We start from the raw sequence: 26,244 nt of genomic DNA, 5'->3' as shown, positions 1-26,244 counted from the left end.
TTAAGCCCTCAAATTCCTGTGCTGGCCTTAGGCTGCAGCCGTATCGCGGCGCTGACGGCCGCGATCACCACTGCCACCAGTCTCGCCTTCGGCCATTCTCTTGTCCTGGGCCATCGGATCGTGCTCGAGGATCTCGCCCTTGAAGATCCAGACCTTGACGCCGCAGGTGCCGAAGGTCGTGAACGCGGTCGCAACGCCGTAGTCGATGTCCGCGCGCAGCGTGTGCAGCGGCACGCGACCTTCGCGGTACCACTCCATGCGCGCGATTTCCGCACCGCCGAGACGTCCCGAGCAGTTGATGCGGATGCCTTCCGCGCCGAGACGCATCGCCGACTGCACGGCGCGCTTCATGGCACGGCGGAACGCCACGCGGCGCTCCAGCTGCTGCGCGATCGACTCGGCCACCAGCGTCGCATCGAGCTCCGGCTTGCGGATCTCGACGATGTTGATGACGACGTCGGACGAGGTGATGTCCGCGACCCGCTTGCGCAGCTTGTCGATGTCGGCGCCCTTCTTGCCGATCACCACGCCCGGACGGGCCGAGTGGATGGTGACGCGGCACTTCTTGTGCGGACGCTCGATCACGATGCGGGCGACGGCCGCCTGCTTGAGCTCCTTGTGCAGGATCTCGCGGATCTTGACGTCCTCATGCAGCAGCTTGCCGTATTCCTGCTTGCCGGCGAACCAGCGGGAATCCCAGGTCCGGTTGATGCCGAGACGCAGACCGATCGGATTGATCTTTTGACCCATCGTTTTCTCCTGCGACCCTTAAGCCGCTGCTGCTTCGGCTTCGACCTGACGAACAATGATCGTCAGCTGCGAAAATGGTTTGTAGACACGGCCCGAACGGCCACGGCCGCGGGCGGCAAAGCGCTTCATCACGAGGCCGTTGCCGACGAAAGCCTGCGCCACGACGAGATCATCGACGTCGAGGTCGTGGTTGTTCTCGGCATTGGCGATAGCCGATTCCAGGCACTTCTTCACGTCAACCGCGATCCGCTTGCGCGAAAACTGCAGGTCGGCGAGCGCAGCAGCCGCCTTCCGGCCGCGAATGAGCTGGGCGACCAGGTTGAGCTTCTGCGGGCTCACCCGCAGCATCCGGGCGACCGCCTTGGCCTCGTTGTCGGCGAGGCTCCGTTCGCGCTTAGGTTTGCTCATCGTTTAATCCTCAAGCCTTCTTGGCTTTCTTGTCACCGGAGTGGCCATGGAAGGTCCGGGTCGGCGAAAACTCGCCGAACTTGTGACCGACCATTTCCTCGTTGACGGCCACCGGCACGTGCTTCTGACCGTTGTAGACGCCGAAGGTCAGACCGACGAACTGCGGCAGGATCGTCGAACGACGGCTCCAGATCTTGATGACGTCGTGACGGCCGGACGCGCGCGCGGCATCTGCCTTCTTGAGCAGAGAACCCTCGACGAACGGGCCTTTCCAGACTGAACGAACCATGTCCGGCGTTCCTTACTTCTTCCGCTTGTGGCGGCTTAGGAGAATGAATTTGTTGGTCGACTTGTTGGAGCGGGTCTTCTTGCCCTTGGTCGGCTTGCCCCACGGAGTAACCGGGTGGCGACCGCCCGAGGTACGACCTTCACCACCGCCGTGCGGATGGTCGATCGGGTTCATCGAAACACCGCGGTTGTGCGGCTTGCGACCCAGCCAACGGTTGCGGCCGGCCTTGCCGATCGAGGTGTTCATGTGATCCGGGTTCGACACCGCGCCGATCGTGCCGCGGCAACGGCCGTGCACCAGGCGCTGCTCACCCGAGTTCAGGCGGATGATCACGTAGTCCTGGTCGCGACCGACGAGCTGGGCGTAGGTGCCCGCGGAACGGGCGAGCTGGCCGCCCTTCCCGATCTTGACCTCGATGTTGTGGATGATCGTGCCGACCGGCATGTTGCCGAGCGGCATGACGTTGCCCGGCTTCACGTCGACATAGTTGCCGGCCACCACGGAATCGCCGACCGCCAGGCGCTGCGGCGCCAGGATATAGGCCTGGGTGCCGTCTTCGTACTTGACCAGTGCGATGAACGCAGTGCGGTTCGGATCGTATTCCAGCCGCTCGACGGTCGCGGGCGCATCGACCTTGTCGCGCTTGAAGTCGACGATGCGCAGGGTCTGCTTGTGACCGCCGCCGCGGAAGCGCACGGTGATGCGACCGGTGTTGTTGCGACCGCCGGAGGAATGCTTGCCTTCGGTGAGCGCCTTGACCGGCTTGCCCTTGTACAGGGCCGAACGATCGACCATGACCAGCTGGCGCTGGCCCGGCGTCGTGGGATTGAATGTCTTCAGTGCCATCGTCGTACGACCTTACAGACCGGTGGTGACGTCGATCCGGTGGCCCTCTTCGAGGGTCACGATCGCGCGCTTGGTGTTCGACTGCGAACCGAGGTTGCCGCGGAAGACCTTGGTCTTGCCCTTGCGGACCAGCGTGTTGACGCTCTTGACCTTGACGTCGAACAGCTTCTCGATCGCTTCCTTGATCTGCGGCTTGGTCGCCTTCGCGGCCACCTTGAACAGGACCTTGTTGTGCTCGGACGCCAGCGTCGCCTTTTCGGTGACGACCGGAGCAACGATCACGTCGTAGTGGCGAGGCTCGATGTTCTTCGTCATTTGAAGCGCGCCTCCAGCGCATCGATGGCGGCCTTGGTCAGAACGAGCTTCTGACGGCGCAGGATGTCATAGACGTTGATGCCCTGGATCGGCAGCACGTCCATGTTCGGGATGTTGCGGGCCGCGGCGGCAAAGCCGTTGTTGAGCTCGGCGCCGTCGATGATCAGCGCGTTGGTGAGCCCCAGGCCCGAGAAGTGACCGAGCAGCGCCTTGGTCTTGGCGGCTTCCAGCGCGGCCTTCTCGATCACCAGCAGATCACCGTCCTTGGCCTTGGCCGACAGCGCATGCTTGAGAGCCAGCGCGCGGACCTTCTTCGGCAGGTCGGTGGCGTGCGAACGCACCACCGGACCGAAGGCGCGGCCACCGCCACGGAACTGCGGCACGCGAGCCGAGCCGTGACGAGCACCGCCGGTGCCCTTCTGCTTGTACATCTTCTTGCCGGTGCGCCAGATCTCGGCGCGGCCCTTGGCCTTGTGGGTGCCGGCCTGGCGCTTGTTGAGCTGCCACTGCACGCAACGCGCAATGATGTCCTGGCGCGGCTCGAGGCCGAAAATGGCGTCGGAAAGCTGGACCGAGCCGGCTTCCTTACCTTCGAGGGTGGTGACCTTCAATTCCATCTCACGCACCCTCCTGCTGGGCCGCAGCCTCGGCTTCGCCACCCGCAACCTTGAACTTGCCGGGCTTCGGAGCTTCCTTCGGCAGCGGCTTCTTGACGGCGTCGCGCACGCGGATCCAGCCGCCCTTGGAGCCGGGAACGGCGCCTTCGACGAGGATCAGGCCGCGCTCGACATCGAGCTGAACGACTCGAAGGTTGAGCGTGGTGATGCGGTCGACACCCATGTGGCCGGGCATCTTCTTGTTCTTCCAGGTCTTGCCGGGATCCTGACGACCACCGGTCGAACCGATCGAGCGGTGCGAGATCGACACACCGTGCGTGGCGCGCAGACCGCCGAAGTTCCAGCGCTTCATGCCGCCGGCGAAGCCCTTACCGACCGAGGTGCCGGTGACGTCGACGAACTGGCCGACGACGAAATGATCGGCCTGGATCTCGGCGCCGACCGGGATCATGGCATCCGCGGTGACGCGGAATTCCTCGACCCGGCGCTTCGGCTCGACCTTGGCGACCGCGAACTGGCCGCGCTCCGCCTTGGGCATGTAAACGGTCTTGCGGCTGCCAGAACCGAGCTGGAGCGCGACGTAACCGTTCTTCTCTTCGGTGCGGTGGCCTACGACCTGGCAATTGCCGAGCTTCAGCACGGTCACGGGGATATGTTCGCCGGCCTCCGTGAAGACCCGCGTCATCCCGACCTTTTGTGCGATCACTCCGGAGCGCATCGGCTTGCTTCCTGTTCTTTCTGTCCGCTTACGCGAACGGGATCCAAAAATCTTAGAGCTTGATCTCGACGTCGACACCGGCGGCCAGATCGAGCTTCATCAAAGCATCGACGGTCTGCGGGGTCGGATCGACGATGTCGAGCAGGCGCTTGTGAGTGCGCATCTCGAACTGTTCGCGGCTCTTCTTGTCGACGTGGGGCGAACGGTTGACGGTGAACTTCTCGATGCGGGTGGGCAGCGGAATGGGTCCGCGGACCTGCGCGCCGGTGCGCTTCGCCGTGTTCACGATCTCGCGGGTCGACGTATCGAGGATACGATGGTCGAACGCCTTGAGACGGATACGAATGTTTTGGCCGTTCATTGCCGTGGTCTCTCTTCAGTGGGTGGCGAATAGCGAATAGCGAATGTCACCATTCGCTACTCGCCGGTCCCTATTCTCGTAATTACTCGATGATCGAGGCGACGACGCCGGCGCCGACGGTACGGCCGCCTTCGCGGATCGCGAAGCGGAGCTTCTCTTCCATCGCGATCGGCACGATCAGGTGCACTTCCATCGCGATGTTGTCGCCCGGCATCACCATCTCGGTGCCTTCCGGCAGATGCACGACACCGGTCACGTCGGTGGTGCGGAAGTAGAACTGCGGACGGTAGTTGGTGAAGAACGGGGTGTGGCGGCCGCCCTCTTCCTTGGTGAGGATGTAGGCCTCAGCCTTGAACTTGGTGTGCGGCTTGACCGAACCCGGCTTCGCCAGCACCTGGCCGCGCTCGACGTCCTCGCGCTTGGTGCCGCGGAGCAGCGCACCGATGTTGTCGCCGGCCTGGCCCTGATCGAGCAGCTTGCGGAACATTTCGACGCCGGTGACGGTGGTCTTCTGGGTCGCACGCAGACCGACGATCTCGATTTCCTCGCCGACCTTGACGATGCCGCGCTCGACACGGCCGGTCACGACGGTGCCGCGGCCCGAGATCGAGAACACGTCTTCAACCGGCATCAGGAACGGCTGGTCGATCGGACGCTCCGGCTGCGGGATGTACTCGTCGACGTTGCGCATCAGCTCGAGGATGGCGTCGTGGCCGAGCTTCTTGTCCGAATCTTCGAGAGCGGCGAGCGCCGAACCCTTGATGATCGGGATCTTGTCGCCCGGGAATTCGTACTTCGAGAGCAGCTCGCGGACTTCGAGCTCGACGAGCTCGAGCAGCTCCGGATCGTCGACCATGTCGCACTTGTTGAGGAACACGACGAGCGCGGGCACGCCGACCTGGCGGGCGAGCAGGATGTGCTCGCGGGTCTGCGGCATCGGGCCGTCAGCGGCCGACACGACCAGGATCGCACCGTCCATCTGGGCGGCGCCGGTGATCATGTTCTTCACGTAGTCGGCGTGGCCGGGGCAGTCGACGTGGGCGTAGTGGCGGTTCTTGGTCTCGTACTCGACGTGCGCGGTCGAGATCGTGATGCCGCGCGCCTTCTCTTCCGGCGCCTTGTCGATCTGGTCGTACGCGGTGAACGTCGCACCGCCGGTCTCGGCGAGGATCTTGGTGATCGCCGCGGTCAGCGACGTCTTGCCATGGTCGACGTGACCGATGGTGCCGATGTTGCAGTGCGGCTTGTTACGTTCAAACTTTGCTTTGGCCATTTGACTCTCCGTTCAATCGTCAGCTTGAGACCGACGACAATCAGGCAAACTTCTTTTGGACTTCTGCCGACACGTTGGCCGGCGCTTCTGCGTAGTGATCGAACTGCATGGTGAAGGTTGCGCGACCCTGGCTCATCGAGCGCAGGTTATTCACGTAACCGAACATGTTCATGAGCGGCACCATCGCGTTGATGACGTTGGCGTTGCCGCGCATGTCTTGACCCTGGATCTGACCGCGCCGGGAATTCAGGTCGCCGATGACCGAGCCGGTGTAGTCTTCCGGGGTCACCACTTCGACCTTCATGATCGGCTCGAGCAGGACGGACTTGCCCTTCTGCAGCGCTTCGCGGAATGCCGCGCGCGATGCGATTTCGAAGGCGAGCGCCGACGAGTCGACGTCGTGGTACTTGCCGTCGACGAGCTGAACCTTGACGTCGACCACGGGGAAGCCCGCGACGACACCAGAGCTCATCACGCTGTTGAGGCCCTTTTCGACGCCGGGGATGTATTCCTTCGGAACCGCACCACCGACGATCTTGGACTCGAACTCGTAACCCTTGCCGGGCTCGTTCGGCTCGACCACGATCGACACTTCCGCGAACTGACCGGTACCGCCGGTCTGCTTCTTGTGGGTGTACTTGACCTCGGCCTTCTTGGTGACGCGCTCACGGAACGCAACCTGCGGCGCGCCGATGTTGGCGTCGACCTTGTAGGTGCGCTTGAGGATGTCGACCTTGATGTCGAGATGGAGTTCGCCCATGCCCTTGAGGATGGTCTGGCCGGACTCCTGGTCGGTCGACACGCGGAAGGACGGATCCTCCGCGGCGAGCTTGGCCAGCGCCACGCCCAGCTTTTCCTGGTCGGCCTTGGACTTCGGCTCGATCGCGATCTCGATGACCGGCTCGGGGAATTCCATCTTCTCCAGGATCACCTGCTTGTCGGGATCGCACAGCGTGTCACCGGTGCGCGCTTCCTTCAGGCCGGCCAGCGCGACGATGTCGCCGGCATAGGCTTCCTTGATGTCTTCGCGGTTGTTCGCATGCATCAGCAGCATGCGCCCGATGCGCTCCTTCTTCTCGCGCGTCGAGTTCACGACACCGGTGCCGCTCTGCAGGATGCCCGAGTAGATGCGGCAGAAGGTGATGGTGCCGACGAACGGGTCGTCCATGATCTTGAACGCGAGCAGCGCGAGCGGCTCCTTGTCGTCGGCCTTGCGCACGACCTCGTTGCCGCGGTCGTCGGTGCCCTTGATCGCAGGCACGTCGATCGGCGACGGCAGATAGTCGACGACGGCGTCGAGCAGCGGCTGCACGCCCTTGTTCTTGAAGGCCGAGCCGCACAGCACGGGATAGAACGCGCCGGTCAGCACCGCCTTGCGGATCAGCCGCTTCAGCGTCGCTTCGTCCGGCTCATTACCGTCGAGGAAGGCGGCCAATGCGTCGTCGTCGAGCTCGACGGCGGCTTCCACCATCTTCTCGCGGTATTCCTTGGCCTGCTCGACGAGATCTTCCGGGATGTCGACATAGTCGAACTTCGCGCCGAGCGATTCATCGTTCCAGACGATGCCCTTCATCTTCACGAGGTCGACGAGACCCTTGAAGTTGTTCTCGGCACCGATCGGAAGCTGGATCGCGATCGGCTTGGCGCCGAGGCGGTCGACGATGTCGGACAGGCACTTGAAGAAGTCGGCGCCGGTCTTGTCCATCTTGTTGGCGAAGACGATGCGCGGAACCTTGTACTTGTCGCCCTGGCGCCAGACGGTCTCGGTCTGGGGCTCGACGCCCTGGTTCGAGTCGAGCACGCAGACGGCGCCGTCAAGCACGCGCAGCGAACGCTCGACTTCGATGGTGAAGTCGACGTGGCCGGGGGTGTCGATGATGTTCAGGCGCTTGCCGGCCCAGAAGGCGGTGGTCGCAGCCGAGGTGATCGTGATGCCACGCTCCTGCTCCTGCTCCATCCAGTCCATCGTCGCGGCACCTTCGTGCACTTCGCCGATCTTGTGGCTCTTGCCGGTGTAATAGAGGATGCGCTCGGTCGTCGTCGTCTTGCCGGCGTCGATATGCGCCATGATACCGAAGTTACGGTAGTCCTCGATGGCATGTTGGCGGGGCATGGGGTGTTCCTTGCGAGTCCGTTTGTTTCGCCGTTACCAGCGATAGTGCGAGAAGGCGCGGTTGGCTTCCGCCATCCGGTGCACGTCTTCACGCTTCTTGACGGCGTTCCCGCGGTTGTTCGATGCGTCCAGCAGCTCAGCCGAAAGCCGCTCGGTCATCGTCTTCTCGTTGCGCTCGCGCGCGGCCGAGATCAGCCAGCGGATGCCCAGCGCCTGCCGGCGGGTGGAGCGAACTTCGACCGGAACCTGGTAGGTCGCGCCGCCGACGCGGCGGGAACGAACCTCGATCGTCGGCATGACGTTCTCGAGCGCCTGCTCGAACACGCCGAGCGGGTTCTGCTTGGTCTTGGTTTCGATGATGCCAAACGCACCGTAGACGATGCCTTCGGCGACCGACTTCTTGCCGGCGTACATCACCGAGTTCATGAACTTCGTGACAATGATGTTCCCGAACTTCGGATCCGGGAGAACTTCGCGCTTTTCCGCTGAGTGGCGACGAGACATTGAGCTGGTTCCCGCTTACTTCGGACGCTTGGCGCCGTACTTCGAACGACGCTGCTTACGGTTCTTGACGCCCTGGGTATCCAGAACGCCGCGGAGGATGTGGTAGCGCACGCCAGGCAAGTCCTTGACGCGGCCGCCGCGGATCATGACCACCGAGTGCTCCTGAAGGTTATGGCCCTCACCCGGGATGTAGCCGATCACCTCGAAGCCGTTGGTCAGGCGCACCTTGGCGACCTTACGAAGCGCCGAGTTCGGCTTCTTCGGGGTCGTGGTGTAGACGCGGGTGCAAACACCACGCTTCTGTGGCGACTGCTGCAGCGCCGGCACCTTCTTGCGCGACTTCTGCACTTCACGCGGTTGAGCGATCAGCTGGTTGATCGTCGGCATCCTGGCCTTACCCTTTGTTCTGCCGCGGTCCCTTCCGGGTCCGCTGTCTTGGCGCGGCCCGTTGCCGGAACCGCAATTCTGTTCGGGCCACCCGCCCGACGAGGTCGCCCTGCACGGAACAATCCGCACAAAGCGAAATTGCGCCAACCGCTCCATCACCGAGCGGAAAGCGTTACGACGCCACAGAGGACCGCAGTTTCAGGCCAATCAGCATAAAGCTGCGGCCCGCGCACCGAGGTCATGCATCCGAATTCGATCTCAAGAGAACGAGCTCTAGAGACCTAAAATCGCACTGGCATTGCCTAGCTATGATCGACAGCGTTTGAGCGGCATTCGTCGAGGTTGGTGCCCGTCTTTCAACGACCCCTGAGGGATCAACGGGTGGCCCGTTCCGACGTTGGCGATGCTCACCGCCTGTCGTTAAGTGAGGCGCTTTCTATAAGTGGGAATCGATCAAGTCAAGGCGAAACGACAGTCACAAAGCGCTTCTCGCGCCTATGGAATTCGCCTGTTGGCCGCCCTCGCCGCGCTTCCACGATGTGGGAACGAGGTGCCCATTCCGCTAGCCCTAGATCTATTTATATCCGGGTGATATATACTTTTATAACCCCAGCTAAGGCTTTTTTTCCTGTTGATGCGTCAAACTGCCGCCTTCGGCGGAGATTGGCCCCATGCGGTACACCGACATTGCCATTATCGGCGGGGGATTGTCCGGCTCGATCGCCGCCGCAATGCTCGGCCGCGCCGGTATTTCGACGGTGCTGATCGATCCGCATGAGAGCTATCCGCCGGACTTTCGAGTCGAAAAACTCAGCGGCCATGTCCAGGTCGAGCGATTCCTGAAGACCGGAATCGCAGAATCAGTGCTGCGCCGCGCGACCTTTGCCGGCGAGAACTGGATCGCCCGCTTCGGTCGCCTGCTCGACAAGGCGCCGAGCCGGCAGTTCAACATCCTCTACGATTCGCTGGTCAACGCCGTCCGCGACGAAATCCCTGCCACCGTCGAGCGAATCTGCGCCAAGGCCTTGGCGGTCGAGACCAGTCCGGAGCGGCAGAAGATCACGCTCTCCAACGACGAGACGATATCGGCCCGCCTGGTCGTGCTGGCCAATGGCCTGAACGTCGGCCTGCGCCACCAGCTCGGCATCGCCCGCGAGGTCGTCAGCGCCTGCCATTCGATCTCGATCGGGTTCGACGTGGTGCCGGCGGGACGGAATTCGTTCGACTTCCCGGCGCTGACCTACTTCTCGGAGCGGCCGAGCGACTGCATCCCTTACATCACGCTGTTTCCGATCGGCACGCGGATGCGCGCCAATCTGTTCGTCTACCGCGGCTTCGACGATCCCTGGCTGCGCCAGCTGCGCCGTGCACCAGCTGAGACGCTGGACGCCGCCCTGCCCCGGCTCAAGCGCATCACCGGCGCCTTCGACATCCCCGGTGAGCTGAAGGTCCGCCCGGTCGATCTCTACGTGAACGACCCTCGCGGCCAGCCTGGAATCGTGCTGGTCGGAGATGCCTTCTCGACCTCCTGTCCCGTCGCCGGCACCGGCTGCGACAAGGTCTTCACCGACGTCGAGCGGCTCTGCAACGTCTACATCCCGCACTGGCTTTCCTCCGACGGGATGAATGCGGCCAAGATCGCCGGTTTCTACGCCGATCCGGTCAAGCAAGCCTGCGACGCGTGGTCGGCAGCGAAGGCGTTCGACTTCCGCTCAGTCTCGACCGCGACGAGCCCCTACTGGACCGCGCAGCGCTGGGCGCGCTTCATCGCCTGGTCGGCTCAAGGCCTGCTGCGGCCGCTTGGAGGCGCCTTCGATCTGGAGCCGAACGTCCTCGGTCACTCCTCCTCGTCGTCCTCATCATCCTCGAGGTCGTCTTCATCCTCGTCGTCACCGTCGCTGTCGTCATCGGCCTGAGCCACAGCGCCATGCGGCTGGTGGATCTGGTCGTTCCAGAGCTTGCGATAGGTGCCGTTCCTGGCGAGCAGCTCGGCATGCGACCCGCGCTCGATCGCCCTGCCCCCTGAAATCACGATGATCTCGTCCATCTCGACCACCGAGGTCAGGCGGTGGGTCGACCAGATCATGGTGCGGCCCTTGGCGACCTTGAGCAGCGTGCGGTTGATGGCTGCCTCCGTGGTCTGGTCCAGCGCCGAGGTGGCTTCGTCCAGCAACAGCACGGACGGGTTGCGGATGATCGCGCGCGCGATCGCGATGCGCTGGCGCTGGCCGCCCGACAGTGTATCGCCGCGCTCACCCACCGGCGTGTCGTAGCGCTGCGGCAGGCTCATGATGTAGCGATGGATCTCGGCCTTCTTGGCCGCCTCCTCCACCTCCGCGTCAGTCGCGCCCTCCTTGCCGAGCCGGATGTTCTCGCGGATCGACATGTTGAACAGCATGTTCTCCTGGAACACCACTGCCATGCTCCGGCGCAGCGAATCCAGCGTCACCTTGCGGACGTCGACACCGTCGATGGTGACGCGGCCCTCGTCGGGCACGTAGAGCCGCAGGATCAGGTTGAGCAGCGTGCTCTTGCCGGAGCCCGAGGGGCCGACGATAGCGATGCTTTTGCCGACATTGAGCTTGAGGCTGAGATTGTCCAGCACCGGCGTCTGGCTGCCTTCGTACTGGAAGGTCACGCGGTCGAAGGTGATGTCGTGTGTAATGCGCGGCAGATCGGGCGCGCCGGCACGATCGGCCCCGCGCGTCGGCTCGTCGAGTAGCTCCTGGATGTGTCGGATCGCGGCGGCCGAGGAGATCGACACCGGGATGAAATGCATCACATGGGCGATGTTGTAGGAGACCTCCCAGAACGCGCTCTCGAAGGTGACGAAGGTGCCGATGGTGATCTGGCCCTTGGTCGCCAGATACGCACCGATCGCGAGCACCACGAGGTGCAGGAGCAGCACCGAGATCGTGACCGTCCGCTCCACCATGGTCGACAGGAACGCGGCTGAGGCGATCCTGTTGCGGGTCTCGTCGTTGCGGAAGCTGAAGAAGCCGAACATCCGGCGTTGCAGGCTGAACGCCTTGATGACGGCCTGTGCCGCCACGTTCTCCTGCACCATGCCGAGCAGCGCGGATTCATTGAGCTTCTGCTCGTAATTGGCCTGCACCGCCTTCGGGGTGAGCATGCGCGGACCGATCAGCGTGATCGGAAACACCAGCAGCGCAACCACCGCGAGCTGCCAGTTCAGGAACACCATCAGGATGATGCCGGCGATCAACTCGAGGAACGGCAGCGCCGCGCTGTTGGCGAAGGTCTTGACCGAGCCTTCGAAGGCGGCGAGGTCAACGGAAAAACGCGACAGGATCTCGCCGCGCTTGGTGCGGCCGAAATAGGCGGCCGGCAGGTCCTGGACGTGCTCGAACAGGTGCTTGCGGACGTCGGAGATGATGCAGGCCGCGAGCCGCGCGTCCCAGCGCTCGTACCAGACCGCCACGATCGAGGTGAAGATGCCGGCGGCCGCGAGCACGCCGAGGATCTTGTACAGCGCCTGGAAATCCTCCTCGCCGAGCGCGTCGTCGATCAGGAACTTCAGGCTGAGCGGCATGATGACGTTGAACAGCGTCTCGACGACGACGCCGAACGCCACGAACGACAGCATCCGCTTGTAGTTGGTCAGATAGGGCTTGACGAAACCCACGATGGTCGCGAGCGCGCCGGCGGCCTCGCGCGCGGTAAAGACGACGAGGTCCTCGTCCTCATCGTCGTCATCGAGATCCAGCTCGTCGTCCTCCTCGCCTTCGTCGTCCTCGTCGTCTTCGAGGTCCGGCTTGGCGGTGGGGGCAAGCTTGTCGAGCTCGGCCGCCTCTTCCACGGCGAGCTTCTGTTTGTCTGGAGAGGGAGGCTTGGACGCCATGAAACCAACGAATGCTGACGGCCGGCATGACCGCAGAGAAAGCAGGAAATAGCGGAAACCGCTACTGCACTGATTCTATGCGATCAGAATGAATTCGGCAAAGCAATTGGCTAGCCCGCTCCGATCCTTGCGGCTAGTCGTCGTCCTCGTCTTCGACCTTGTCGAAGAAGGAATAGCGCAGGCTGTCGGCGTCGGCGTACCACTGGCCCGGCCCCTTGTTGGCGGCGAGCGTCGCCTCCCAGAGCGCATCGGTACAGTCCTTGCGGTGCATCGACAGGTCGAAGCCGTTGCCGAAGAACAGTTCGGACCATTCCCACCAGGTGCCGAGCTTCTTGACCCCGCGCAGGAGGTCGTAGCGGTCGATCACGGCCGAGGCCATGTCCGAGGTGATCGAGCCGAACACGACGCCGGTCTTGACCACGCGGTTGAGCTCGCGAATCGCGCGGACCACCTGCTTCGGGGAAATGTGGCAGAGGCTGGTCTCGAACACGAAGTCGAAGGCGCCGTCCTTGAACGGCATGTCGGTGATCGAGCCGAGCTTGTTGTACTTCTTCAGCGCCTTCGGCGTCTTGGCGTGGATGGCGCGGTTGTTCTCGATGCCGTAGGCATCGATGCCGCGCTCGCGCAGCGCGCCGACCAATTCGCCGCTCGCCGAGCCCGCGACCAACAGCTTGGCGCCCTTGGCCTTGCCCCAGACGATGCTGATCAGCCTGGTGAGGTAATCGGGATCGGTGAAATGGCGCCACGCCTCGCTATAGGGGCCGAGGCCGCGATAATTCTCGAAATAGTCGCGATCGATCTTGTCGGAGAGCGGCTTGTCGTCCTGGGCGCGCTCGCGGCGCAGGCGCATCATCTCGGTCAGGATGATGTCGGTCGCCGCATCCGAGGAGTCCAGCAAGCCGTTCAGCGTCGAGTCGAACAGATAGTCGCCGACCACGACGATGCCGGGATGCTCCTTCGGCTCGGGCCGGTGATTGGTCATGACGTCGCGCACGGGCAGACCGCCGGGAATCGCGTTCACCGACGACAGCCAGCGGTGAATCTTGCCTTCCATGAAATGCGCGCGCGCATCACCGAGGGAAGCCGGCAGCGACTTCAGCGCGGCGTCGATCAGCTCCTGGTCCGAGAGATTGGCGAAGGCCAGCGCGTCGGAGCCGGGAATGAGCCAGTTCAACACGCCGTGCTTGCCGACGTCGTGGCGCGCGCCCTCGTTGTAGACGCAGCAGCCGCCGAAGGCTTCCGACATGAACCAGGCGCCGGCAATCTTGTCGCCCCAGAACGGAGAGTCGAACAGGATCGAGACGCGCAGGTAATGCGCGGGACGGTCGAAATACGAGACGTGCTTGACCATCGACTTGCGGAGCTGCTCGCCTTCCCAGCCGACGGTGCCGAGCCAGGAATGCGGCAGGCAGACCAGCACGAGATCGAAGTCGCGCGTCTCCGGCCCCTTGCCGTTCATCATCTTGAGCTGGTAGCGGCCGGTCGGCGCCTTGCCGACGGCGAGCACACGGTGATTGAGCTGGATGTCGGCATTGACCTCCGACTGGAGGCACTCGATCAGCTGCTCGTTGCCGTTCTGGATCGAATAGAGGCCGATATAGCCGTCGACGTCCATCAGGTAGTTCTTGAGCGCGTTGAGGCCGTTGGTGTTGTGGCTCTCGGTCGCGATGTCGGAGCGCGCCATCACCTTGAAGAAGCGCTTTGCGGTCTCGTCCTCGACCTCCTCGTCGAGCACCTGCTCGGCGGTCTTGTAGGCCCAGGGATTCTCGTTGTCGTGCGCGCCGACACCCTCGTAATATTCGATCGGCGACATCGCCTCGGCGCAGCGCTGGCGGAACGCCTCGATTGCGGCCGCGGTCTTGGCGCCATATTTGCGGCGCATGCCCGGCACGTCGTTCAGCAGCTCGCCGCCGAACTGCACCTGCTCGGCATCCATCGGAATGGTCTGAAGCCCGAAATGCTGGATCAGCTCGCGCAGCGGATCCGGCCCCGTCATCGAGTAGTCGTAGATCTCGGCAACGCCGGCCTCGTACATCGCCGGCGCGGAATCGAATTTGCGGGTGACGATCTTGCCGCCGAGCCGGTCGGATGCCTCGTAGATGGTGACGCGGCAGAGGTCGCCGAGCTTACGCTTCAGATACCAGGCGCTCATCAGCCCGCCGGGGCCGCCGCCTACGATTGCGAGATCAAGCATATGAGTTCCGTGGTCTCCGGCCCTGCCCCCGTCACGGGACCACCGGTCTAAACTCCCCTAGCAGAAGCGCTTTTACGCCTGAAGGAAAGATGAACAAAGGTTGATCCTGCATCGCAGCAAGCAAAGAAAGCAGCAAAAAGGCCGGCTTGCGCCGGCCTTTTCATTGTCCTCGGTATTCCTACGGATGAACCATCATTCCGCGGGCGGCAGCGCCGGAAGCTCCGCTTCCGGTGCGGGCGACACGACGGCCGCCTGCTTCTCGCGCTCGTCCAGGATCAGCTTGTCGCGCTTCATCGCGACTTCGCGGATCTTGGCCATGGAGGCGCCGGTGCCCGCCGGGATCAGCCGGCCGACGATGACGTTCTCCTTGAGGCCTTCGAGCGGATCGACCTTGCCGTTGACCGCCGCTTCCGTGAGGACGCGGGTGGTCTCCTGGAACGAGGCCGCCGAGAAGAACGAGCGGGTCTGGAGGCTCGCCTTGGTGATGCCGAGCAGAACCGGCGTCCCCGTGGCGATCTTCTTGCCCTCTTCCTTGGCCTTCTCGTTGAGCGCGTCGAACTCGATCTTGTCGACCTGCTCGCCGGAGATCATGTCCGTGTCGCCCTGGTCGGTGACTTCCACCTTCTGGAGCATCTGACGGACAATCACCTCGATGTGCTTGTCGTTGATGAGCACGCCCTGGAGCCGGTAGACCTCCTGGATCTCGTTGACCAGATAGGCCGCGAGTTCCTCGATGCCCTTGACCGCCAGGATGTCGTGCGGCGCCGGGTTGCCTTCAACGATGAAGTCGCCCTTTTCGACGACGTCGCCGTCCTGAAGGTGGATGTGCTTGCCCTTCGGGATCAGGTACTCGCGCGGCTCGTCGGTCTTGTCCATCGGCTCGATCGAGATGCGACGCTTGTTCTTGTAGTCGCGCCCGAACCGGATGGTGCCCGCGATTTCGGCGATGATCGCCGCATCCTTCGGACGCCGTGCCTCGAACAGTTCCGCCACCCGCGGCAGACCGCCGGTGATGTCACGCGTCTTGGCGCTTTCGGTCGAGACACGGGCGAGGATGTCGCCCGGATTGACCTTGGCTCCGACGTCGACCGAGAGAATGGCGTCGACCGACAGCATGTAGCGGGCATCGCCGCCACGGGCGAGCTTGAGCACCTTGCCGTCCTTGCCCTTGACCACGATGGCCGGACGCAGGTCCGAGCCGCCGCGGGTCGATCGCCAGTCGATGACCACGCGCTTGGCGATACCGGTGGCTTCGTCGAGCGTTTCCGAGATCGACTGCCCCTCGACCAGATCCTCGAAGCCGATGGTACCTTCGACTTCGGTGAGGAGCGGACGGGTGTAGGGATCCCACTCGACGATGCGCTGGCCGCGCTTGACGGTGTCGCCCTCGTCGACGTGCAGGCGCGAGCCGTACTGGATACGGTGCGTCGCACGCTCGGTGCCGTCGGCATCGACGATCGCCACCACCATGTTGCGCACCATCGCGATCAGGTGGCCTTCGCTGTTGCGGGCGATGGCCTTGTTCCGGATCACGATCTTGCCGTCGAAGTTGGATTCGACGAACGACTGCTCGTTGAGCTGCGCCGCACCACCGATGTGGAAGGTGCGCATGGTGAGCTGGGTGCCCGGCTCGCCGATCGACTGCGCCGCGATGACGCCGACCGCTTCGCCGTGGTTGACCGGCGTGCCGCGGGCGAGGTCGCGGCCGTAGCACTTGCCGCAGATGCCGTTGACGAGCTCGCAGGTCAGCGCCGAGCGGATCTTCACCTCCTGGACGCCACCCTGCTGGATGGCATCGAGGTGGCTCTCTTCCATCAGCGTACCGCGCTTGATGATCACCTTGCCCGAGCTGTCACGCACGTCTTCGCAGGCCGTGCGTCCGAGGATGCGCGAGCCGAGCGAAGCGACCACGGTGCCGGCATCGACGATGGCGCGCATCTTGATGCCGAGCTTGGTGCCGCAATCGTCCTGCGTGATGATGCAGTCCTGCGCGACGTCGACGAGACGACGGGTCAGGTAGCCCGAGTTCGCGGTCTTCAACGCGGTGTCCGCGAGGCCCTTGCGGGCGCCGTGGGTCGAGTTGAAGTACTCGAGCACCGAGAGGCCTTCCTTGAAGTTCGAGATGATCGGCGTCTCGATGATCTCACCCGACGGCTTGGCCATCAGGCCGCGCATGCCGGCGAGCTGGCGCATCTGGGCCGGCGAACCGCGGGCACCGGAGTGAGCCATCATGTAGATCGAGTTGATGTCGGCATCGGCTCCGCTCGCCGTCTTCTTGGTGGCGGAGATCTCCTTCATCATCGCCTTGGCGATTTCTTCCGTGGCCTTCGACCAGGCGTCGACGACCTTGTTGTACTTCTCGCCATGGGTGATCAGGCCGTCGTTGTACTGCTGCTCGAAGTCCTTCGCCAGCGTACGGGTGGTGTCGACGATCTTCCACTTGCCGTGCGGCACGACCATGTCGTCCTTGCCGAACGAGATGCCGGCCTTGAACGCGTTGTAGAAGCCGAGCGCCATGATGCGGTCGCAGAAGATCACGGTCTCCTTCTGGCCGCAGTGACGGTAGACCTGGTCGATGACGCCCGAGATCTCGCGCTTGGTCATCAGCTTGTTGATGATCTCGTACGAAATCCGCGGGTTCTTCGGCAGCAGGTTGCCGAGCATGACGCGGCCCGCAGTAGTCTCGATCCAGCGCGTCGAGACCTTGCCGGTCTCGTCCATGCCCTGCCACCGATACTTGATCTTGGTGTGGAGGTGGATGACCTTCGCGTGCAGCGCGTGCTCGAGCTCGGCCATGTCGCCGAAGATCTTGCCCTCGCCGGGCAGGCCTTCGCGCATGATCGAGACGTAGTAGAGACCGAGCACGATGTCCTGCGACGGCACGATGATCGGCTGGCCGTTCGCCGGATGCAGGATGTTGTTGGTCGACATCATCAGGACGCGCGCTTCCAGCTGCGCTTCGAGCGACAGCGGAACGTGCACGGCCATCTGGTCGCCGTCGAAGTCGGCGTTGAACGCGGCGCAGACCAGCGGATGCAGCTGGATCGCCTTGCCCTCGATCAGCACGGGCTCGAACGCCTGGATGCCGAGACGATGCAGCGTCGGTGCGCGGTTGAGCAGCACCGGATGCTCGCGGATCACCTCGTCCAGGATATCCCAGACCTCGGGCCGCTCCTTCTCGACCAGCTTCTTGGCCTGCTTCACGGTGGTGGACAGGCCCTTGGCGTCAAGCCGCGAATAGATGAACGGCTTGAACAGCTCGAGCGCCATCTTCTTCGGCAGGCCGCACTGATGCAGGCGCAGCTCGGGACCGACCACGATCACCGAACGGCCCGAATAGTCGACGCGCTTGCCGAGCAGGTTCTGGCGGAAGCGGCCCTGCTTGCCCTTGAGCATGTCGGCGAGCGACTTCAGCGGGCGCTTGTTGGCACCCGTGATGACGCGGCCGCGGCGACCGTTGTCGAACAGGGCATCGACCGCTTCCTGAAGCATGCGCTTCTCGTTGCGGATGATGATGTCGGGCGCGCGCAGCTCCATCAGCCGCTTCAAGCGGTTGTTGCGGTTGATCACGCGGCGGTAGAGGTCGTTGAGGTCCGAGGTCGCGAAGCGGCCGCCGTCCAGCGGCACCAGCGGACGCAGGTCCGGCGGGATCACCGGGACCACGGTCATGATCATCCATTCCGGCTTGTTGCCGGAGTGGCGGAACGCTTCGACGATCTTCAGGCGCTTGGCGAGCTTCTTGTGCTTGATGTCGGAGTCGGTCTCCTGCATCTCGACGCGCAAGGAGGCCTCGAGCTTCTCGAGGTCCATGCCCTTGAGCAGCTCGCGGATCGCTTCCGCGCCGATCATGGCGGTGAAGGAATCCTGGCCGTACTCGTCCTGCGCCTTCAGATACTCGTCTTCCGACAGCAGCTGACGGTCCTTCAGCGCGGTGAGGCCCGGCTCCAGCACGACGTAGTATTCGAAGTAGAGGATCCGCTCGAGATCCTTCAGCGTCATGTCGAGCAGGAGGCCGATGCGCGAGGGCAGCGACTTCAGGAACCAGATGTGGGCGACCGGGGCTGCGAGCTCGATATGGCCCATGCGCTCGCGCCGGACGCGCGACAGCGTGACCTCGACCGAGCACTTCTCGCAGATGATGCCCTTGTACTTCATGCGCTTGTACTTGCCGCACAAGCACTCGTAGTCCTTGATCGGCCCGAAGATGCGGGCGCAGAACAGGCCGTCGCGCTCGGGCTTGAAGGTACGGTAGTTGATGGTCTCCGGCTTCTTGATCTCGCCGTAGGACCAGGACAGAATCTTCTCTGGGGACGCGATCGAGATCCGGATCTGGTCGAAGACCTGAGCCGGAGTCGTCGGATTGAAGAGATTCATAATTTCTTGGTTCATCGTCTTCTCCTCGCGCGCCGGTCGCCTCCGGCGGCAAATTCGAAAATCACTCGAGCGGGGCGCCCTGCCCTCAAGGCCTCAGGAGGGGCGCCAATGCCCGGCCGAGACGGCCGGGCATGAATGGTCGAATTACTCGGCCGCTTCCGACGTCGGCGCCGGTCCCATCTTGGAGTTGTGCAGGTCGACGTTGAGGCCGAGCGAGCGCATTTCCTTGACCAGCACGTTGAACGATTCCGGAATACCGGCCTCGAACGTGTCGTCGCCGCGCACGATCGCCTCGTACACCTTGGTGCGGCCGGCGACGTCGTCCGACTTCACCGTCAGCATCTCCTGGAGCGTGTACGCCGCGCCGTAAGCCTCGAGCGCCCACACCTCCATTTCGCCGAAGCGCTGGCCGCCGAACTGCGCCTTGCCGCCCAGCGGCTGCTGGGTGACGAGCGAGTACGGACCGATCGAACGCGCATGGATCTTGTCGTCGACGAGATGGTGCAGCTTGAGCATGTAGATGTAGCCCACCGTCACCTTGCGATCGAACGGATCGCCGGTGCGGCCGTCATAGACGGTCGACTGACCCGAAGCGTCGAGACCGGCAAGCTTCAGCATCTCCTCGATGTCGGCTTCCTTGGCGCCGTCGAACACCGGCGTCGCGATCGGCACGCCGCGGCTCAGATTGTGGCCGAGCTCGATCAGTTCGTTGTCGTTGAGCGACTTGATCGTCTCGTCCTCGCCGTAGACCTTCTTCAAGGTTTCCTTCAGCGGCTTGATGTCCTGCTTCGACAGGTAGGCATCGACGGTCTGGCCGATACGCTTGCCGAGGCCGGCGCAAGCCCAGCCGAGATGGGTCTCGAGGATCTGTCCGACGTTCATGCGCGAGGGCACGCCGAGCGGATTGAGCACGATGTCGGCATGCGTGCCGTCTTCGAGGAACGGCATGTCCTCGATCGGCACGATCTTCGACACCACGCCCTTGTTGCCGTGGCGGCCGGCCATCTTGTCGCCGGGCTGGATCTTGCGCTTCACCGCGACGAAGACCTTGACCATCTTCATCACGCCGGGCGGCAATTCGTCACCGCGCTGAAGCTTCTCGACCTTGTCGAGGAAGCGCTGCTCGAGCCCCTTCTTCGACTCGTCGTACTGCTTCCGCATGGCCTCGATCTCGGCCATCAGCTTGTCGTTCGGCGAGGCGAACAGCCACCACTGCGACTTCGGGTACTCCTCGAGCACCGCACGGGTGATCTTGGTGTCCTTCTTGAAGCCCTTCGGACCGGCAATGCCCTGCCGCCCCTCGAGGAGCTCGGCAAGACGGTTGTAGACGTTGCGGTCCAGGATCGCCTGCTCGTCGTCGCGGTCCTTGGCCAGACGCTCGATCTCTTCCCGCTCGATCGCCAGCGCACGCTCGTCCTTGTCGACGCCGTGGCGGTTGAACACGCGCACTTCCACGATCGTGCCCTGCACGCCCGGAGGGACGCGCAGCGAGGTGTCGCGAACGTCGGAGGCCTTCTCGCCGAAGATGGCGCGCAGGAGCTTTTCTTCCGGCGTCATCGGGCTTTCGCCCTTCGGCGTGATCTTGCCGACCAGGATGTCGCCGGCGCGCACTTCCGCGCCGATGTAGACGATACCGGCTTCGTCGAGGTTCTTGAGCGCTTCTTCCGAGACGTTCGGAATGTCGCGGGTGATTTCCTCAGGCCCGAGCTTGGTGTCGCGGGCCATCACCTCGAATTCCTCGATGTGGATCGAGGTGAAGACGTCTTCCTTCACGATCCGCTCGGAGAGCAGGATCGAGTCTTCGAAGTTGTAGCCGTTCCACGGCATGAACGCGACCAGCACGTTGCGGCCGAGCGCGAGCTCGCCGAGGTCGGTCGACGGACCGTCGGCGATGATGTCGCCCTTCTTGACGATGTCGCCGACTTTCACCAGCGGACGCTGGTTGATGCAGGTCGACTGGTTGGAGCGCTGGTACTTCATCAGCCGGTAGATATCGACGCCCGACTTGGTCGGATCGAGATCTTCCGTGGCGCGGATCACGACGCGGGTGGCGTCGATCTGGTCGATCACGCCCGAGCGGCGCGCCGCGATCGCGGCGCCCGAGTCACGGGCAACGACGCCTTCCATGCCGGTGCCGACGAACGGCGCCTCGGCGCGAACCAGCGGCACCGCCTGGCGCTGCATGTTCGAGCCCATCAGCGCGCGGTTGGCGTCGTCGTTCTCGAGGAACGGGATCAGCGCCGCGGCGACCGAAACGAGCTGCTTCGGCGACACGTCCATGTAGTCGACCTTGTCCGGCGTCACCGGCAAGACTTCGCCGGCGTGACGGCAGACCACGAGGTCTTCGGTGAAGCGGCCCTTCGGGTCGAGCGGCACGTTGGCCTGCGCGACCGTGTAGCGCCCCTCCTCCATCGCCGAGAGGTACACGACCTCGTCGGTGACGCGGCCGTCCTTGACCTTGCGGTACGGCGTCTCGACGAAGCCGTACTTGTTCACGCGCGCGAAGGTCGCGAGCGAGTTGATCAGGCCGATGTTCGGACCTTCCGGCGTCTCGATCGGGCAGATGCGGCCGTAATGCGTCGGATGCACGTCGCGCACCTCGAAGCCGGCGCGCTCGCGGGTCAGACCGCCCGGTCCAAGCGCCGACAGGCGGCGCTTGTGGGTGATCTCCGACAGCGGGTTGGTCTGGTCCATGAACTGCGAGAGCTGCGAGGAGCCGAAGAACTCGCGCACCGCGGCAGCCGCGGGCTTCGCGTTGATCAGGTCCTGCGGCATGACCGTGTCGATGTCGACCGAGGACATGCGCTCCTTGATCGCGCGCTCCATGCGCAGCAGGCCGATGCGGTACTGGTTCTCCATGAGCTCGCCGACCGAACGCACGCGGCGGTTGCCGAGATGGTCGATGTCGTCGATCTCGCCCTTGCCGTCGCGAAGGTCCACCAGCGTCTTGATGACGGAGAGGATGTCTTCCTTGCGCAGCGTGCGCTGGGTGTCGGGCGCATCGAGGTCGAGGCGCATGTTCATCTTGACGCGGCCGACCGCGGAGAGGTCATAGCGCTCGGCGTCGAAGAACAGCGACTGGAACATGGCCTGCGCCGAATCCAGCGTCGGCGGCTCGCCCGGACGCATCACGCGGTAGATGTCGAACAGCGCGTCCTCGCGCGTCATGTTCTTGTCGGCCGAGAGCGTGTTGCGGATGTAGGCGCCGACATTGACGTGGTCGATGTCGAGCAGCGGCAGTTCCTTGTAACCCTGCTCGTTGAGGGCCTTCATGTTCTTGTCGGTGATCTCCTCGCCGGCCTCGGCGTGGATCTCGCCGGTCTTGGGATTGACGAGGTCCTCGGCGAGGTAGTTGCCGACGAGTTCCTCATCCGACAGACGCAGCGCCTTCAGCCCCTTCTCCTGGAGCTGGCGGGCGGCACGGACGGTGAGCTTCTTGCCGGCCTCGAGCACGACCTTGCCGGTGTCGGCGTCGATCAGGTCGTTGATGGTCGAGTAGCCGCGGAAACGGTTGGCGTCGAACGGAACGCGCCAGCCTTCCTTGGTCCGCTTGTAGAGGATCTTCTTGTAGAACGTGGACAGGATCGCCTCGCCATCAAGGCCGAGCGCGAACATCAGCGACGTCACCGGAATCTTGCGGCGACGGTCGATACGCGCATAGACGATGTCCTTGGCGTCGAACTCGATGTCGAGCCAGGAGCCGCGATACGGGATCACGCGGGCGGCGAACAGCAGCTTGCCCGACGAATGGGTCTTGCCCTTGTCGTGGTCGAAGAACACGCCGGGCGAACGGTGCATCTGCGAGACGATGACGCGCTCGGTGCCGTTGACGATGAAGGTGCCGTTCATCGTCATGAGCGGGATGTCGCCCATGTAGACGTCCTGCTCCTTGATGTCCTTCACCGACTTGGCGCCGGTTTCCTCGTCGATATCGAACACGATGAGGCGCAGCGTCACCTTGAGGGGGGCCGCGAAGGTCATGCCGCGCTGGCGGCACTCGTCGACGTCATATTTCGGCTGCTCGAACTCGTAGCGGACGAATTCCAGCATCGAGGTGCCCGAGAAGTCGGAGATCGGGAACACCGAGCGGAACACCGCCTGCAGACCCTCGTCGAGACGGCCGCCCTGGGGTTCGTCGACCATCAGGAACTGATCATAGGACGCCTTCTGAACCTCGATGAGGTTCGGCATCTCGGCGACTTCCTTGATGTGTCCGAAGAACTTGCGAACGCGTTTGCGACCGGTGAATGTCTGCTGCGCCATCGTGGCCTCTCATTTCGTCGCCCGCTCTGGGCGCGCCGTCCAGGACGCAGCTGCCGCCGCTCCCCGGGTTGAATTTTTCGAACCCGTCTTGGGGACCGAAAATCCAGTTTCAGGCCGTCATGTCCTGAATCTGTTCTTCAGACCTTCAAAACGCAAAACGACGCGCGGGGCGCATAGGCACGCCCGCCCGTCTCAACGATTGTCTTCACGGACTGCAAAAGCCCGAAATAGCCTGCTCTCCCAACGGCTTACAGGGAAATCCGGAATCCCTGCCCACCGCGCTTTCGTGCTGTCGACCCGATATGGGGCGACAATAGTGCAGATTCGAGGGGTAAACCCTCCAATCCCCACACGTTTTCGTGTTCGGCCCGCGTCGGGACGTTCCGTCGCACGCCTTTTGCATCCGGCCCGCCCTCGCAAGGGTGGACCAAGATCCCGGGCCTCGCTTGACGCTCGCCCGGGATCTCGTGCCAGCAAGCTTGCGCTTACTTGAGCTCGACCTTCGCGCCAGCCTTCTCGAGCTGGGCCTTGATCTTGTCGGCTTCTTCCTTGTTCACGCCTTCCTTGACCGGCTTCGGAGCACCCTCGACGAGGTCCTTTGCTTCCTTCAGGCCGAGACCGGTGATGGCGCGGACTTCCTTGATGACCTCGATCTTCTTGTCGCCGGCGCTGGCGAGAACGACCGTGAACTCGGTCTTCTCTTCCACCGGAGCGGCGGCAGCGCCACCACCAGCCGGGCCGGCCACGGCGACAGCCGCGGCAGCCGAAACGCCCCACTTCTCTTCGAGGAGCTTCGCGAGTTCGGCAGCTTCGAGCACGGTGAGGCTCGAGAGGTCGTCAACGATCTTCTGCAAGTCAGCCATTGTTCAGTTTCCTTACGTGTAAGTCTGGTTCGGGTTTGAGTTTTGCGAAGGGCGTCAGGCCGCTTCGCCCTTTGAGGCATGAGCCTGGATGACACGCGCGAGCTTGCCCGCGGGCGCGTTGGCGAGCTGAGCGAGCTTGGTCGCCGGGGCCACAAGCAGGCCGACGATCTTGCCGCGCAGTTCATCAAGCGACGGCAGCGAGGCAAGCGCCTTCACGCCGTCGACATTCAGGACGGTCTTCCCCATCGAGCCGCCGACGATGACGAACTTTTCGTTCGCCTTGGCGAATTCGATGGCGACCTTTGGCGCCGCTACCGGATCGTTCGAAGTGGCGATCACGGTCGGTCCCTTCAGCATGGGGCCGATGGCAACGACGTCAGTGCCTTCAAGAGCAATTTTGGCGAGACGGTTCTTCGAGACCTTCACCGAGGCACCCGCCTGCTTCATCTGCTGGCGCAGCTTCTGCATCTGGGCGACGGTGAGGCCGGAATATTGAGCAACGACCGCGACGCTCGTGGTCTTGAAGACCCCATTGAGCTGTTCGACCGCTTCTTTTTTTGCCGCTCGTTCCACAGCAAGCTCTTTCCGGTTGGCGGTCATCGCGAAAGCGGGACCGCCGGGTTGCACCCATCGTCCCGCCCAAACCTGAACCTCAGGGGGCAAACCCTTCGGACACGCCGGGCAAGACGACAATTCAAAGCCTGCCCTCCGGGAGCCCGTTAGAGCCCACGGCGTGTCGAGGTCCGAACCAGACCCGTTCCGCAAGCCAGCCCTTAAAGCTGGGTGCGAAGTGAAATCCGGTCTTCACCCGTCTATGCAGGCCATGCGATTAAGCCGTTGAGAAATCGAAATTTCCCGCGGGCGCCTGCAGTCTTGGACAGGACAAGATCAGCCGGCGAACCGCCTGACCTCTGCCCGCATTCCACCAACCGACGGTTTTCCTTCCTTTTCCGGCAAATCCTCGCGGACGTCCTAAAAGGAATGATCTCCTGTCGTGTCGGGTTTTCGGAATGCGTGCACGAACGCGCCAGCCTAGGCCGGCACGTCCGGAGGCGGTTCTTTAACCGCTCCGGGCCTGCTTGCCAAGAGCAAAATTCACACCAGTTCCAATCCGTTGCCGCAGGCGCTTGACCCGGGCTGACAAGGACCGATTCAGGCCGATTTGACCCCATAAGGCAACCGCTTGCCCTCGAAGAACGCGCCGAGGTTCGCCAGCACGCAGTTCTGCATGGCGACGTGCGATTCCAGGGTGTGGCCGCCGAGATGCGGGGCGAACACCACGTTGGGCAGCGCGGTCAGGGCGTCGGGGGCGTGCGGCTCCTTCTCGAAGACGTCGAGGCCGGCGCCGGCGATGGTCTTGTCGGTCAGGGCCGCTACAAGCGCCTGCTGGTCGATCACCGAGCCGCGGGAGATGTTGACGACATAGCCGTCCGCGCCGAGGCGCCCCAGGATATCGGCATTGACGACGTGCTGGGTCTCGTCCCCTGCCCGGACCGCGATCATCAGCACGCTGCACCAGTCGGCGAGCGCCTCCAGCGTCGGGAAATATTGATAGGGCAAATCGTACTTGGTGCGACTGAAATAGCCGATTTTGCTCTCGAAGGCGGCGCAGCGCGCGGCGATCTTGCGGCCGATCTCGCCCATGCCGTAGACGCCGATCCGGCGGCCGGGCATGCCGGCCTGCGGGCGCATCATCGGCGAGGGCTTTGACGCGGCCCAATCGCCACTGCGGACATACTGGTCGGCGACCAGGATCCGCCGCGTCGTCGCCAGCATCAGGGTCATCGCGATGTCGGCAACCGAGGCCGCATTGGCGCCCGGGCTGTGGCCGACCGCGATGTTGCGCGCGGCGGCCGCTTTCAGGTCGATGCCGTCATAGCCGGTGCCGTAGCAGACGATGGCGCCGAGTTTCGGAAACAGGTCCATCGCTTCGGCCCCGAGCGGGGTGCCGCCTGCAGTGAGCATCGCGCGAATGCCGCCGAGCTCGTCCGCCGAAAACACCTCCCGCGCGGGCTTGCCACCGGTGTCGAGCAGCTCAAACCGCTCGGCGAAGCGCGCCATCATCGTCTTGGGGAAGCGCGAGTAGATCAGGACCTTGTCAGCCATT

Annotated in this window: 20 protein-coding genes; 1 reads left to right on the top strand and 19 read right to left on the bottom strand. The window is 63.5% G+C overall.

Annotated elements, in window-relative coordinates:
* Nucleotides 1-27 precede the first annotated feature (27 nt).
* The 12 genes from rpsC to rpsL form a co-directional block, all read right to left on the bottom strand.
* Nucleotides 28-750 carry a 30S ribosomal protein S3 gene (rpsC, locus tag E4K65_RS35600; RefSeq protein WP_092192679.1) on the bottom strand — a complete coding sequence of 241 codons (723 nt, stop codon included), beginning with the start codon at nt 748-750 and terminating at the stop codon, nt 28-30.
* An 18-nt stretch (nt 751-768) separates the two neighbouring features.
* On the bottom strand, nt 769-1,158 hold the full coding sequence (gene rplV, locus E4K65_RS35595) for a 50S ribosomal protein L22 (RefSeq protein WP_135178090.1): 390 nt from the start codon (nt 1,156-1,158) through the stop codon (nt 769-771).
* A gap of 10 nt (nt 1,159-1,168) precedes the next feature.
* A complete protein-coding gene (gene rpsS, locus E4K65_RS35590) occupies nt 1,169-1,447 on the bottom strand; it encodes a 30S ribosomal protein S19 (RefSeq protein ID WP_008136357.1) in 279 nt (92 codons plus the stop codon).
* 12 nt (nt 1,448-1,459) lie between these two features.
* Nucleotides 1,460-2,293, bottom strand: coding sequence for a 50S ribosomal protein L2 (gene rplB, locus E4K65_RS35585; RefSeq protein ID WP_011088148.1), 834 nt, complete (start codon nt 2,291-2,293; stop codon nt 1,460-1,462).
* Between the two features lie 12 nt (nt 2,294-2,305).
* Nucleotides 2,306-2,608 (bottom strand): 50S ribosomal protein L23, encoded by a 303-nt coding sequence (locus E4K65_RS35580; RefSeq protein WP_011088149.1) that lies wholly within the window; start codon nt 2,606-2,608, stop codon nt 2,306-2,308.
* The gene (gene rplD, locus E4K65_RS35575) at nt 2,605-3,225 is read right to left on the bottom strand and encodes a 50S ribosomal protein L4 (protein ID WP_057745497.1); all 621 of its coding nucleotides are present in this window, start codon (nt 3,223-3,225) and stop codon (nt 2,605-2,607) included. Before rplD ends, E4K65_RS35580 begins: the two co-directional genes overlap by 4 nt.
* Before the next feature lies 1 nt (nt 3,226).
* Entirely contained in the window at nt 3,227-3,943 is a 717-nt protein-coding gene (gene rplC / locus E4K65_RS35570; RefSeq protein ID WP_011088151.1) for a 50S ribosomal protein L3, read from the bottom strand.
* 52 nt (nt 3,944-3,995) lie between these two features.
* Nucleotides 3,996-4,304, bottom strand: coding sequence for a 30S ribosomal protein S10 (gene rpsJ, locus E4K65_RS35565; RefSeq protein WP_002712302.1), 309 nt, complete (start codon nt 4,302-4,304; stop codon nt 3,996-3,998).
* An 82-nt stretch (nt 4,305-4,386) separates the two neighbouring features.
* On the bottom strand, nt 4,387-5,577 hold the full coding sequence (gene tuf / locus E4K65_RS35560; protein ID WP_011088152.1) for an elongation factor Tu: 1,191 nt from the start codon (nt 5,575-5,577) through the stop codon (nt 4,387-4,389).
* Between the two features lie 40 nt (nt 5,578-5,617).
* Nucleotides 5,618-7,690: an elongation factor G gene (fusA, locus tag E4K65_RS35555; RefSeq protein ID WP_135178089.1), complete on the bottom strand. Its 2,073-nt coding sequence runs from the start codon at nt 7,688-7,690 to the stop codon at nt 5,618-5,620.
* Between the two features lie 33 nt (nt 7,691-7,723).
* Nucleotides 7,724-8,194, bottom strand: coding sequence for a 30S ribosomal protein S7 (gene rpsG / locus E4K65_RS35550; protein ID WP_027520967.1), 471 nt, complete (start codon nt 8,192-8,194; stop codon nt 7,724-7,726).
* A 15-nt stretch (nt 8,195-8,209) separates the two neighbouring features.
* The gene (gene rpsL, locus E4K65_RS35545; RefSeq protein WP_007603006.1) at nt 8,210-8,581 is read right to left on the bottom strand and encodes a 30S ribosomal protein S12; all 372 of its coding nucleotides are present in this window, start codon (nt 8,579-8,581) and stop codon (nt 8,210-8,212) included.
* A gap of 671 nt (nt 8,582-9,252) precedes the next feature.
* Here rpsL and E4K65_RS35540 point away from each other — a divergent pair.
* The gene (locus tag E4K65_RS35540) at nt 9,253-10,497 is read left to right on the top strand and encodes an FAD-dependent oxidoreductase (RefSeq protein ID WP_135178088.1); all 1,245 of its coding nucleotides are present in this window, start codon (nt 9,253-9,255) and stop codon (nt 10,495-10,497) included.
* Here E4K65_RS35540 and E4K65_RS35535 read toward each other — a convergent pair.
* The 7 genes from E4K65_RS35535 to E4K65_RS35505 form a co-directional block, all read right to left on the bottom strand.
* Nucleotides 10,419-12,443 (bottom strand): ABC transporter ATP-binding protein, encoded by a 2,025-nt coding sequence (locus E4K65_RS35535; RefSeq protein ID WP_135178087.1) that lies wholly within the window; start codon nt 12,441-12,443, stop codon nt 10,419-10,421. The two genes, E4K65_RS35540 and E4K65_RS35535, sit on opposite strands and share 79 nt — an antisense overlap.
* Before the next feature lie 133 nt (nt 12,444-12,576).
* The gene (locus E4K65_RS35530; RefSeq protein WP_027549192.1) at nt 12,577-14,637 is read right to left on the bottom strand and encodes an FAD-dependent oxidoreductase; all 2,061 of its coding nucleotides are present in this window, start codon (nt 14,635-14,637) and stop codon (nt 12,577-12,579) included.
* A 192-nt stretch (nt 14,638-14,829) separates the two neighbouring features.
* On the bottom strand, nt 14,830-19,026 hold the full coding sequence (gene rpoC, locus E4K65_RS35525; RefSeq protein ID WP_092192670.1) for a DNA-directed RNA polymerase subunit beta': 4,197 nt from the start codon (nt 19,024-19,026) through the stop codon (nt 14,830-14,832).
* A 129-nt stretch (nt 19,027-19,155) separates the two neighbouring features.
* Complete coding sequence (gene rpoB / locus E4K65_RS35520) at nt 19,156-23,274, bottom strand: DNA-directed RNA polymerase subunit beta (protein WP_011088159.1); 4,119 nt, start codon at nt 23,272-23,274, stop codon at nt 19,156-19,158.
* A 485-nt stretch (nt 23,275-23,759) separates the two neighbouring features.
* The gene (gene rplL, locus E4K65_RS35515; protein WP_135178086.1) at nt 23,760-24,137 is read right to left on the bottom strand and encodes a 50S ribosomal protein L7/L12; all 378 of its coding nucleotides are present in this window, start codon (nt 24,135-24,137) and stop codon (nt 23,760-23,762) included.
* 54 nt (nt 24,138-24,191) lie between these two features.
* Nucleotides 24,192-24,710: a 50S ribosomal protein L10 gene (gene rplJ / locus E4K65_RS35510; RefSeq protein WP_092192758.1), complete on the bottom strand. Its 519-nt coding sequence runs from the start codon at nt 24,708-24,710 to the stop codon at nt 24,192-24,194.
* A 579-nt stretch (nt 24,711-25,289) separates the two neighbouring features.
* Nucleotides 25,290-26,243, bottom strand: a complete 954-nt coding sequence (locus E4K65_RS35505) for a 2-hydroxyacid dehydrogenase (protein WP_135178085.1) — start codon at nt 26,241-26,243, stop codon at nt 25,290-25,292.
* Nucleotide 26,244: the final 1 nt, after the last annotated feature.

Source organism: Bradyrhizobium niftali (genome assembly GCF_004571025.1).
GTDB classification, from domain to species: Bacteria; Pseudomonadota; Alphaproteobacteria; order Rhizobiales; family Xanthobacteraceae; genus Bradyrhizobium; species Bradyrhizobium niftali.
This window is presented reverse-complemented; position numbering and strand designations above follow the sequence as displayed.

Excerpts from the sequence above, each read along its gene's own strand:
- rpsC (WP_092192679.1), bottom strand. The coding sequence starts at position 750 with ATGGGTCAAAAGATCAATCCGATCGGTCTGCGTCTCGGCATCAACCGG.
- rplV (WP_135178090.1), bottom strand. The coding sequence starts at position 1,158 with ATGAGCAAACCTAAGCGCGAACGGAGCCTCGCCGACAACGAGGCCAAG.
- rpsS (WP_008136357.1), bottom strand. The coding sequence starts at position 1,447 with ATGGTTCGTTCAGTCTGGAAAGGCCCGTTCGTCGAGGGTTCTCTGCTC.
- rplB (WP_011088148.1), bottom strand. The coding sequence starts at position 2,293 with ATGGCACTGAAGACATTCAATCCCACGACGCCGGGCCAGCGCCAGCTG.
- E4K65_RS35580 (WP_011088149.1), bottom strand. The coding sequence starts at position 2,608 with ATGACGAAGAACATCGAGCCTCGCCACTACGACGTGATCGTTGCTCCG.
- rplD (WP_057745497.1), bottom strand. The coding sequence starts at position 3,225 with ATGGAATTGAAGGTCACCACCCTCGAAGGTAAGGAAGCCGGCTCGGTC.
- rplC (WP_011088151.1), bottom strand. The coding sequence starts at position 3,943 with ATGCGCTCCGGAGTGATCGCACAAAAGGTCGGGATGACGCGGGTCTTC.
- rpsJ (WP_002712302.1), bottom strand. The coding sequence starts at position 4,304 with ATGAACGGCCAAAACATTCGTATCCGTCTCAAGGCGTTCGACCATCGT.
- tuf (WP_011088152.1), bottom strand. The coding sequence starts at position 5,577 with ATGGCCAAAGCAAAGTTTGAACGTAACAAGCCGCACTGCAACATCGGC.
- fusA (WP_135178089.1), bottom strand. The coding sequence starts at position 7,690 with ATGCCCCGCCAACATGCCATCGAGGACTACCGTAACTTCGGTATCATG.
- rpsG (WP_027520967.1), bottom strand. The coding sequence starts at position 8,194 with ATGTCTCGTCGCCACTCAGCGGAAAAGCGCGAAGTTCTCCCGGATCCG.
- rpsL (WP_007603006.1), bottom strand. The coding sequence starts at position 8,581 with ATGCCGACGATCAACCAGCTGATCGCTCAACCGCGTGAAGTGCAGAAG.
- E4K65_RS35540 (WP_135178088.1), top strand. The coding sequence starts at position 9,253 with ATGCGGTACACCGACATTGCCATTATCGGCGGGGGATTGTCCGGCTCG.
- E4K65_RS35535 (WP_135178087.1), bottom strand. The coding sequence starts at position 12,443 with ATGGCGTCCAAGCCTCCCTCTCCAGACAAACAGAAGCTCGCCGTGGAA.
- E4K65_RS35530 (WP_027549192.1), bottom strand. The coding sequence starts at position 14,637 with ATGCTTGATCTCGCAATCGTAGGCGGCGGCCCCGGCGGGCTGATGAGC.
- rpoC (WP_092192670.1), bottom strand. The coding sequence starts at position 19,026 with ATGAACCAAGAAATTATGAATCTCTTCAATCCGACGACTCCGGCTCAG.
- rpoB (WP_011088159.1), bottom strand. The coding sequence starts at position 23,274 with ATGGCGCAGCAGACATTCACCGGTCGCAAACGCGTTCGCAAGTTCTTC.
- rplL (WP_135178086.1), bottom strand. The coding sequence starts at position 24,137 with ATGGCTGACTTGCAGAAGATCGTTGACGACCTCTCGAGCCTCACCGTG.
- E4K65_RS35505 (WP_135178085.1), bottom strand. The coding sequence starts at position 26,243 with ATGGCTGACAAGGTCCTGATCTACTCGCGCTTCCCCAAGACGATGATG.